Annotated in this window: 8 protein-coding genes; all 8 read right to left on the bottom strand. The window is 58.6% G+C overall.

All coding sequences use genetic code 11. The features are described from left to right. Positions 1–731 (bottom strand): hypothetical protein (locus tag FKP22_RS13225; RefSeq protein ID WP_141287953.1); only part of this gene is annotated, 731 nt, incomplete at its 3' end. A 237-nt stretch (positions 732–968) separates the two neighbouring features. Then, positions 969–1,502, bottom strand: coding sequence for a GNAT family N-acetyltransferase (locus tag FKP22_RS13220; RefSeq protein WP_141287952.1), 534 nt, complete (start codon positions 1,500–1,502; stop codon positions 969–971). Positions 1,503–1,511: 9 nt separating this feature from the next. Further along, positions 1,512–1,712, bottom strand: coding sequence for a DUF7674 family protein (locus FKP22_RS34580; RefSeq protein WP_425551824.1), 201 nt, complete (start codon positions 1,710–1,712; stop codon positions 1,512–1,514). Positions 1,713–1,814: 102 nt separating this feature from the next. Then, positions 1,815–3,584 carry a hypothetical protein gene (locus FKP22_RS13215; RefSeq protein WP_170200888.1) on the bottom strand — a complete coding sequence of 590 codons (1,770 nt, stop codon included), beginning with the start codon at positions 3,582–3,584 and terminating at the stop codon, positions 1,815–1,817. 727 nt (positions 3,585–4,311) lie between these two features. Beyond that, on the bottom strand, positions 4,312–6,186 hold the full coding sequence (locus FKP22_RS13210; protein ID WP_170200887.1) for an NACHT domain-containing protein: 1,875 nt from the start codon (positions 6,184–6,186) through the stop codon (positions 4,312–4,314). Between the two features lie 287 nt (positions 6,187–6,473). Further along, the gene (locus FKP22_RS13205) at positions 6,474–7,805 is read right to left on the bottom strand and encodes a HAMP domain-containing sensor histidine kinase (RefSeq protein WP_231013067.1); all 1,332 of its coding nucleotides are present in this window, start codon (positions 7,803–7,805) and stop codon (positions 6,474–6,476) included. After that, a complete protein-coding gene (locus FKP22_RS13200) occupies positions 7,802–8,500 on the bottom strand; it encodes a response regulator transcription factor (protein ID WP_141287949.1) in 699 nt (232 codons plus the stop codon). The genes FKP22_RS13205 and FKP22_RS13200 overlap by 4 nt, the downstream gene beginning before the upstream one ends. Positions 8,501–8,540: 40 nt before the next feature. After that, the coding region (locus tag FKP22_RS32035; protein WP_211361397.1) for a hypothetical protein at positions 8,541–8,722 on the bottom strand (182 nt) is incomplete at its 5' end.

Here is an 8,722-nt window from a genome sequence, read left to right as displayed (position 1 = left end):
CCCGGCGTCTGCGCCAGGCGCACGCCCTGGCTGAAGCCGGTCGTCTGGTTCGGCTGGCCAGGAGGCGAGGCGAAGAAGCTGACGATGGAATAGGCGCCGGTGTCGCGCGTGCCCACGTAGACGGACTGCGTGACCTGGCGCGTCTCGCCAGCCGCCAGCGTCAACACCGTCGGCTTGTAGCCGCCGTTGCCGCTGCTGTACTGGGTGTCCGGCGTGGGCATGTTGGTGCGGGCCGTCACCTGCGCCCAGACCTGCGTCTTCACGTCCTTGGTCGAGTGATTGGTGACCTGGTAGCCAATGTCGCACCAGCCGTTGTTCAGCGTCGTGCAGGGGTTGAACTCGGCAAACGCGATCTGCAGCGGCTTGAGCAGCAGCGCCTGCTGCAGCGTGCCTTCGGCCTCCAGCTTGAAGTGCTTGGTGTACTTGGTGCTGAAGTCGTTGGCACCGGCCACCAGCTGGTATTTGCCGGCCGGCAGGCCATCGGTCGCAATCGCCCAGGTGCCATCGTCCAGCACCCCGCCACCATTGGCAAACGCGGTGCAGAAGTCCTGCTCGGTGCCCGAAACGTCGCATTGGTACAGCGCGACAAACGGCCACAGCGAAGCATCAATGGCGTGGCCCTGGTCGTCGAGCAAGGTGCCGCTGACAGCGCCAGCGTGCGCCGCGCCGACGGCCATCGCGCCCAGCAGCGCGGCAGCGCCCAGGGCACGGGAGTGAAGGGAAAACAGCATGGGAAGCGTCCTGGTGGGTGTGCCGGAAAGCCGGTGGCCAAGCCTGCGGCAGGTCCGCCACCAGGCCCGATGGAGGCACCGGGGTCGTGGACCGATGTTCAGGCATCTGCCTACCCAGCGGCACGGCCGTCTTCTGCCATGGCAGAAGATGGTCAGGGCAAGTTCACCACCCTGTCAGCGACGGACCAGCCCGAACCCGCATTGCGCCTAGCCCTGCCGGCTTCTGAACGTGCACGCTCAGGTTCTTTCCGCAGCCATGGATTTGGCGAAGACGCGGTTTTCATACGCCTTGCCTTCAATGACGTACTGCGTCGCTCCCACGTGCCTGTATCCCAGGGCCGGGTAGACCTTCAACGCCCGCGCATTGCCAACCCAGGCCGTGAGCCACACATGCGCGGCCGCCCCCTCCTGCGCCTTGCGCTCGGCCATCGCCATCAGCCGCCGGCCAATGCCGCAACCCTGAAACGGCGCCTGCACGTACAACCGCAGCACTTCAATGCCATCGGTCGCCGGAACCGGGCAGACCGTGTCGAAAGCCAGGTCCATGAACCCCACCAGCCATTCGCCACGCTGCACGACCGTGATCTCCACGTCTGGATCGCGCAAGCGCCGCTCGAACGCAGCCAGCGAATAGACCAGGCTCGCCTCCCGCGCCAGGTCGGTGTTGATGCCGTTGGTGGCGTAGGTGTCCAGAAACACCTGCGTGGCGAGCACGCTCAGGCAGAGCGCGTCTTCGGGCGTAGCCGTGCGATAGGTGAAAATCTGGGTCATGCAGAAATGTCAGGGTTCACGGCGATGTAACTCAAGGTAGAGGTCACGAAGGGGCTGAGGCATCTGCTGCCAGTACGGCGAGCACCTTGCACTCGGCACTTGCCAGAAGGGATTCTCCACAAACGCCACATCAATGCATCGCGGAATCCCGTCAGATGCGCGGGCAAGTGCACGGCTTATAAACGATAGAGATCGAGCACCATGCGGAATGCGGGCCCAGCCATATCAACATCATTCGACAGACATATGAATTTAGACTCACGGCATCTCTTCGACTTCGAGGCAAATGGGAGGCTTGGCCCTCCATGCTTCTCACGCAACTATCCGAAACAGCGAAGTAGGAATTGAAATTTGAGGCCGTGATTTACCTCGAATGGTCATGGGTAAATCTATCCACTGAAGAGAAAAATCGGCGCTTGCTTTACGCTTCCTCAAAATCTTCTTTAGTAACTCCAGAAGATCCCCGAACGTAAGGCGCTCCTTCATAATCCACTCCATTACCTCCAGCAGGAAATCCACCTCAATGGTCGCACGCGATGCCGAGGCGCCCAATTGAGAGCACAAAAATGACGCAGCCACATAAGGAATATCTTCCGGGCGCTGCCACGCGGAAGGCAAACTATGCCACTCCACCCTTCTTGCGAACTGAGATCGTAGATTGTCGAAATTTATCTTGAGAAAGTCTGCATCGATAAAGAAAAATCTGACTCGTTTTTCGGCGGCACGATTCAGAAGCACGACACCATTTGATGCAACCGTTGAGCCGCCTTTTAATTTCAGTACCTCGTCAACAATTATGAATATTTTTTCATCATCTTCTTGGCGACAGGTTGCACATATCTTCTCGATAACCTCATTCGGCTTAGAGAGATCCCACTTTATATCAATCTCCTCGACCGAGAATGTCTTCCACCCGCCCTCCCTTGCCACCGCGGATAGGCGCGACGCAATAAGGCTTTTACCACTACCCCCAGTCGCTGCCAAAACTATAGACTTCAGGTCATCCCTAACATCACTTACCATCTTTGAAAGCGCCCGCTTTGTTACATCGGAGACGCTTACTACATCTGGTATATCCGTCTTAGCATCCTGTAGCGAAATATCAGCGCTTACAGGCAAGTAGCGAGCTGCCCCAGCCACGCTTGCCAGCGACCGAATGTCTCGTCTATAGGTATCCGTATTTTGACGCAAGGGGTGTATGTGATGCCACCGGGAAATTTGATACGTAGCAACAACATTCATCGCATGGCAAATGGCGCCGACTAAACTGCCATTGCTGGGCTTTTCGCGAGGCAAAGCTGCCGCCACAGCTCCGAGGAATACATCAGAAACTCCAACTTGCTGGCTTTTACTCTTGTCCGCAGCAGGCAAACCCGGAAGTTGCATCAGTCGGAAATTGTTTTCATTTTTATCATGCTCAACCAAAAGAATGGAATCAATCCAGTCATCGCCCACGAGAACAGCAATCGCATCCGCACTCCTGAATGACGCTAGGCAATTATGAATGAAGTCCGCCCCCACTTCCGCCTGACCAATATTCTGACTCCAGAAACTGGCATCCTCCTTCGAACCGACGAGTTTGCACCATTCCGAAAGCGTGCATACGATTGCGCGGCTAGTGGAAAATCTATACTTTGCCGCATCGTTACGAATGCGCATAAACAGAGGAATACTTCTATTTTCACAAAAAATATTGATGGCATCGACAATTTGAACATGAAGGCATCCGAAGTCGACATCATTCAATACCATACTATCCAGCGGCGATTTCTCATGAATATTATTTATGGTGTCGACAAGCTCAGCCACCTGCCTATCCACTGGAACGTGGACATGCCCGAAATCCGAAAATCTAGCATGCCGCTTATAGTATTCCCGGCTATTTTCAGCACGATCAATAGTTACAAGGCGACTAATTGTTGTCATGGACGCATCGGTCTCATCTTGGATTCCCCGCAAGTGAATACGGCGGGTTGCGCCATCCCTATCTTGCGACTGCTCTAAAATACTCCGAAATGAGCCCCATGGCGACTTACCAACCAAGCCCCAGAGAAATACGGTTGTGTCAGGAGATACGTTCACCGCTCTTGCGGTAGTGGCCGCGCCTCCCGCAGTATCAAGTCGGCGATGAACTCGAAACGACCCCTCCCCGGGCACGGGCGGAGGTTTATCGATAGAAGAGAAGACAAATGCAGTGTGGTCGATGAGTAAGTCACCGGCGATAAAAATATTCCGCGGCTCTCGCGATGCAACTTGAAGTTCTCGGTTCTCAGACGACTTTTTTCTGGCAGCTCGTTGGGCCATGATGCACCTTTTATTGACACTAATGACAATTCATTGTCATAAGATGAACGCTACGGAAGCAATCAGTAGAGACGCGAATAGAGCCGGAGCGAGCCTTGGCAACAACCATGGTTTGCACATCGGTCAAAGAGAGGCATGCCGTGTGACAACTGGCTAGTTAGCCTTATAGCCCGAATTGTTGGATCGTAGCTATACGGCAAGCATCATCAACTTGATGGATTTGGCTGCGCATAAGCGCGCTTACAAGTCACTCATGAGTTCACCAACCTATCAGCCGCAGTTGAGATGAGCCCACCGATGCGACGGAGCAACGACCGAAGCTCCTCAACACCTGCATTGGAAATTCGCGTGCAACAAGGGGCCAAGTCTTGCACTAATAATTCCTCGACGCCACCACAGCCCTTACAACGCTTTCAAATGTTAGAAGGCAAGACCCGCCCACCAACTTTCACCTCTTTTCCCCATGCTCTTTTGACCGAGGCGGCCAATGTGTAAACCTGCGCAGTCAGACGTTCGTGGGGAAAATAAGCGACTCCACGACAGCATCTCGATTTGCGAGAGAAGCGACCTGCAGTGATTCGATAATCACGGTGCACGCCTGGAGATAGTCATTAATAGCGCGCAACGTCTTGATCGGCGCCCCGCTTGCTTTGGCCTCGGCAAACGCTAGGGACTGAATGTGAGCCGATGCCTGGCGCACACGCGCTCGTGCGAACTCGCCACACTTTATGAAGTGGAATTGAGCAGCAAGGGAAATGCACAGGTCTTTGCACTTTACGAGATGGGAAACCTGATTCTCAGGAACACCTGTCAGGGCTTGACTGGGTGGTGAACTCGAAGCGACCGCGGTGAAGAACGTCCCAGAATGAGTTCTCGATCGCTCAAAGACGCGTCTCAGCGGTAGGAAGTTAAAGTAGCGGCTCTGAAAAAGGTCGCGAACCCCGTCGAAGAGTGGTGTCGCGTCGTCCATAAGTGACGCGGCCATCAAGAAAACTTCGCGCCAGCTATCTTCAAAAAAATGCGCCTGAATTACTGCATGAAGAACGCCGGTGTGCGCGGTTTCCACGATATTTCGCGCAGCAAAGTATTCGTGCAGTGTCAAATGGGAGAAAGAGTAAATCCCAATCGCTCGCTCCACAAGCAGGCCATGCTGAGCTTCTACCGCTTTCAGAATATCAATCGCATCAGTGGTCTTGCTCGCATCTCTCGGAGGTAGCTGATCCAGATACTCGTCAATAATGTCGGTTGCGCGCTGAACAGGAAAGAACACCTCAGACTTGAGAAAAGTCTTTGCTGCGACACGCCCGAGAAGTTGTTCCCGCCGAATATAGGAGAGTGTTTTGTAGAGTTCGTCTCTTCGAATGCCACGCGAGGCATCCCACTTGCGGAGCAGTGCGTTAGTCGCCTCTTGATACAGCTCAACCCGTCGCTTTGGGAACGAGAGCGTTTCGTCAAAAGCCAGACACAGTAACGCAAGCAAAAGGGGAGTTCTTGCAAGATCCCTCAGGCCTTCGTTCTCATCGTGAGTCCACTGCGTGAGAAAGCGTTCGCGGGCACTTTCGGCTGCGGTATACCATTTGGCAATAAAGTCGAGCTGCTGCTCTTGAGTAAAATCAGCAATTTCGAAATAATCAAACTGATCGAAAGAGTATTCTGCTGCGGCGATTCGACAAGTCAGAATCATCTGCGCAGTTGGATATTGGCGAGAGAGCCGGGTAAGCGCCGTTATTGCTTTCTGCCTCGCGTCATTTTCCGGAGGCACTTCGTCCAGCCCGTCGAGAAGGAGCATAGCGGTCCCGGTGGCTAGCAGGTGCTCAGCAAAGAGATCCGAGTTAGGAAACCCGCAGATTCGAAATTCGTCTCGTATGAAATTTTCGAGTGAGATACCACTGTCGTGCCACTCTTTAAGTGAGATGAAGACTGGTGTCCTGGGAATCTCGCCTTTGCAGCATAGAAGGCACAGGGTCTTTAAGAAAGTTGACTTGCCTGCCCCCGGCTTTCCAAGGACGTAAACGCGCACCCGGTCTCGGACGATTTCAAGCAACGGCTTCCTGATGATTTTTGGTGGCAATCCAGTACTTTCCCGAAGGCTGCCGCTTTCCTCATCGATCTGAAGCCTACGGTAGGCAGTTAGTTGGTCAAGCACGAGTACATCTGTGTAGATGCGATCAAGCTGAATTGGCTTGGGATTTCCTAGTAGCTTGGTGCTACTATAAAGATCGATCAAGCGCAGCTTATACGCAGCCTCGCTCTTGCCCCAATTGTGTTTATTCCATTTTTTCTTCGCGCTTTCAGCTGCGCCTTCAACGACATTTGATGCCAACGCATCCCAAAGTGCTGAACCAAGGGTAAGCGCGGCTGATACTGGTTCGATTGCCATGATTGTTGGACTTTGAGAACTGACGAATAAAAGGGACTTCCCTGTCCCGAACTCGCCGCTCAACAGCAGCCGGCAACCAATGCCGCGACGGGAATTGCGATACCTCACCGAATGCTTCAGAAGGGGAAGCTCGTGGCGATTCTGACCGTGGGCATTGATCTCGCCAAGAATGTTTTTGCCGTGCTCGGCATTAACAAGGTCGGGCATCCTCAATTGGAATGACCTTTCCTGCAGACATGCATCGAACCATGTCGGCCCGGCCTACGCAGCTCGCCGAAGGCTGCCCGTCAACCCTGCACCGGCAACGTCACCACCACCCTCAACCCCGGCCCCGCATCCTCGAACTTCAGCGTGCCCCCATGCGATTCAGCCACAAGCCGGCAGAGGTACAAGCCGAGGCCAACCCCACCGTCTCGCCGAGTGCGCGCCGCATCCGGCCGGTAGAACGGCTGGGCGAGGCGGTCGCGTTGGTCGACGGGGACGCCGGGGCCGCGGTCGCGTACGCTGAGGCTCAGTTGCTGGCCGTTGCGGTGGGTGGCGAGGTCCAGGGTGCCGCCGCTGCCGTGGCGCAGGGCGTTGTCCAGCAGGTTGCGCAGCAGGAGTTGCATGCGGCTGCGGTCCAGTTGCAGCGTGGGCAGTGTGGGGTCCAGCTGCCATTCGATGGGCTGCTCGGGGCATTGCTGGGCGACTTGGTCGCGCAGCAGCTGGTTCAGGTCGACCGGCTCGCGCTGCAGTGCGTCGTGGCCGCGGGCCAGGCGTTCGCTTTCGAGCAGGTCGTGGATCAAGTCGCGCATTTCGGCCAGGTCGCGCAGCAGGGCCTGGCGTTCGGGGCCTTCGGCGACGAGTTCGGCGTTCAGGCGCGCGCGCGTCAGGGGGGAGCGCAGTTCGTGGCTGATGGCGAGCAGCAGGCCGCGCTGGCCGTCCAGCATGCGCTGCAGGTTGGCGGCCATGGCGTTGACCTGGATCGCGAGTTCGCCGAGTTCGTCATGCTGGCGCAGCGGGATGGGCTGGCTGAAGTCGCCGGTGCCGTAGCGCATGGCGCCGGCGCGGATGTCGTCCAGCGGGCGGAACAGCTTGCGCACGTAGAAAAACGCCAGCCCGGTGAGCACCAGCAGGCCGCCCAGCGTCATGCCGGAGAACCAGCGCGGGTGCTCCTGCCATTGCCAGGCGGCAATGCCGTAGCGGATGTGGTGGCCGTCGGACGTGCGGCGGCTGAGCAGCGCGCGCAACGAGGCGTCGTGCGGCAGCTTGCGGCCATCGCTCGCGTCCTGCGGCGTGTTCGGGCTTTGCCAGTTGACCAGCGGGCCGTCGATGCCGATGCTGATCGGCAACCGCTGCGTCAGCGCCTGGGCGCGGGCAATGTCCGGCGGGCTGCCGATCTCGGCGGTGAGCCGGTCCAGGTAATCGCTGACCAATGGCTTGACCAGCTCGCGCCAGCCGGTGGAGAACACCTCGCGCGAGCCGGCGAGAAAGACCAGCGTGGTGCCCACCGCCAGCAGCACGAACAGGAAGACCAGCCGGCGCTTGAGCGAATGGCCCAGGCCATGGCGCCAGCGGCGCGCGGCATGCACGGCGCGGTGCCGTCGGCAACGTTCCACCACGCGCTGCATCAGCATCATGGCAGCCGCGCCAGCGCGAAGGTGTAGCCGGCGTTGCGCAGGGTCTTGATGGCGTCCAGCGGCTCCAGCTTGCGGCGCAGGCGGCTGACCAGCACGTCGACCGCGCGGGTGTAGAGGTCGGCCTCGCGGCCTCGCAGCCGGTTCAGGATCTCCTCGCGGCTGAGGATCTTGTGCGGGTCACGCGCCAGCAGCCACAGCAGCTCGAACTCGGTGCCGGTCAGCTCCACCGGCTCGCCCTGGCGGTGCACGCTGCGGCGTTCGAGGTCGATCACCAGGCCGTCGAAACGCAGCAGGTGCGGCGGGGCTTCGGTGGCGGCGAGGGCCGGCGCATGGCTGGCCACGCGGCGCAGGATGGTCTGCAGGCGGGCCGCAAGTTCACGCGGCTCGAAGGGCTTGGGGAGGTAGTCGTCAGCCCCCAGTTCCAGGCCGACGACGCGGTCGGTCAGGTCACCGCGGGCGGTGAGCATCAGCACGGGGATCTGACTGTCGCGGCGGATGCGGCGGCACAGCTCGAAGCCGTCCATCTCGGGCAGCATCACGTCGAGGATCACCGCGTCGATGCCGCCGGCGGCGAGCCGGGCCAGGCCTTCGCTGGGCCGCAGCGCGGCCTCCAGCGCGAAGTCGAAGCGGCGCAGGTAGGCCGCGAGCGGCGGGGCCAGGAGTTCGTCGTCGTCGATCAGCAGGATGTGGTGCATGCAACAGCCGGGCCGCGGCGGGCGCCACGCGAGAGGAGGCTCAGATTCTGACTTGCGCCGCGTAGTCCTGCCACCAGCCGCCGAAGCTGCGTGCCAGCTGCTGCTCTTCCCGCGGCACCTGCCACTGCCACAGCAGCAGCGCGTAGCCCAGGGTGCCCAGCAGCAGGCCCGGCCAGGCCAGCGCCACGCCGGTGCCGGCGAGTGCCAGCGTCAGGCCCAGGT

The organism is Ideonella azotifigens, assembly GCF_006519715.1.
GTDB classification, from domain to species: domain Bacteria; phylum Pseudomonadota; class Gammaproteobacteria; order Burkholderiales; family Burkholderiaceae_C; genus Ideonella; species Ideonella azotifigens.
This window is presented reverse-complemented; position numbering and strand designations above follow the sequence as displayed.

Excerpts from the sequence above, each read along its gene's own strand:
- FKP22_RS13200 (WP_141287949.1), bottom strand. The coding sequence starts at position 8,500 with ATGCACCACATCCTGCTGATCGACGACGACGAACTCCTGGCCCCGCCG.
- FKP22_RS13220 (WP_141287952.1), bottom strand. The coding sequence starts at position 1,502 with ATGACCCAGATTTTCACCTATCGCACGGCTACGCCCGAAGACGCGCTC.
- FKP22_RS13205 (WP_231013067.1), bottom strand. The coding sequence starts at position 7,805 with ATGATGCTGATGCAGCGCGTGGTGGAACGTTGCCGACGGCACCGCGCC.
- FKP22_RS13210 (WP_170200887.1), bottom strand. The coding sequence starts at position 6,186 with ATGGCAATCGAACCAGTATCAGCCGCGCTTACCCTTGGTTCAGCACTT.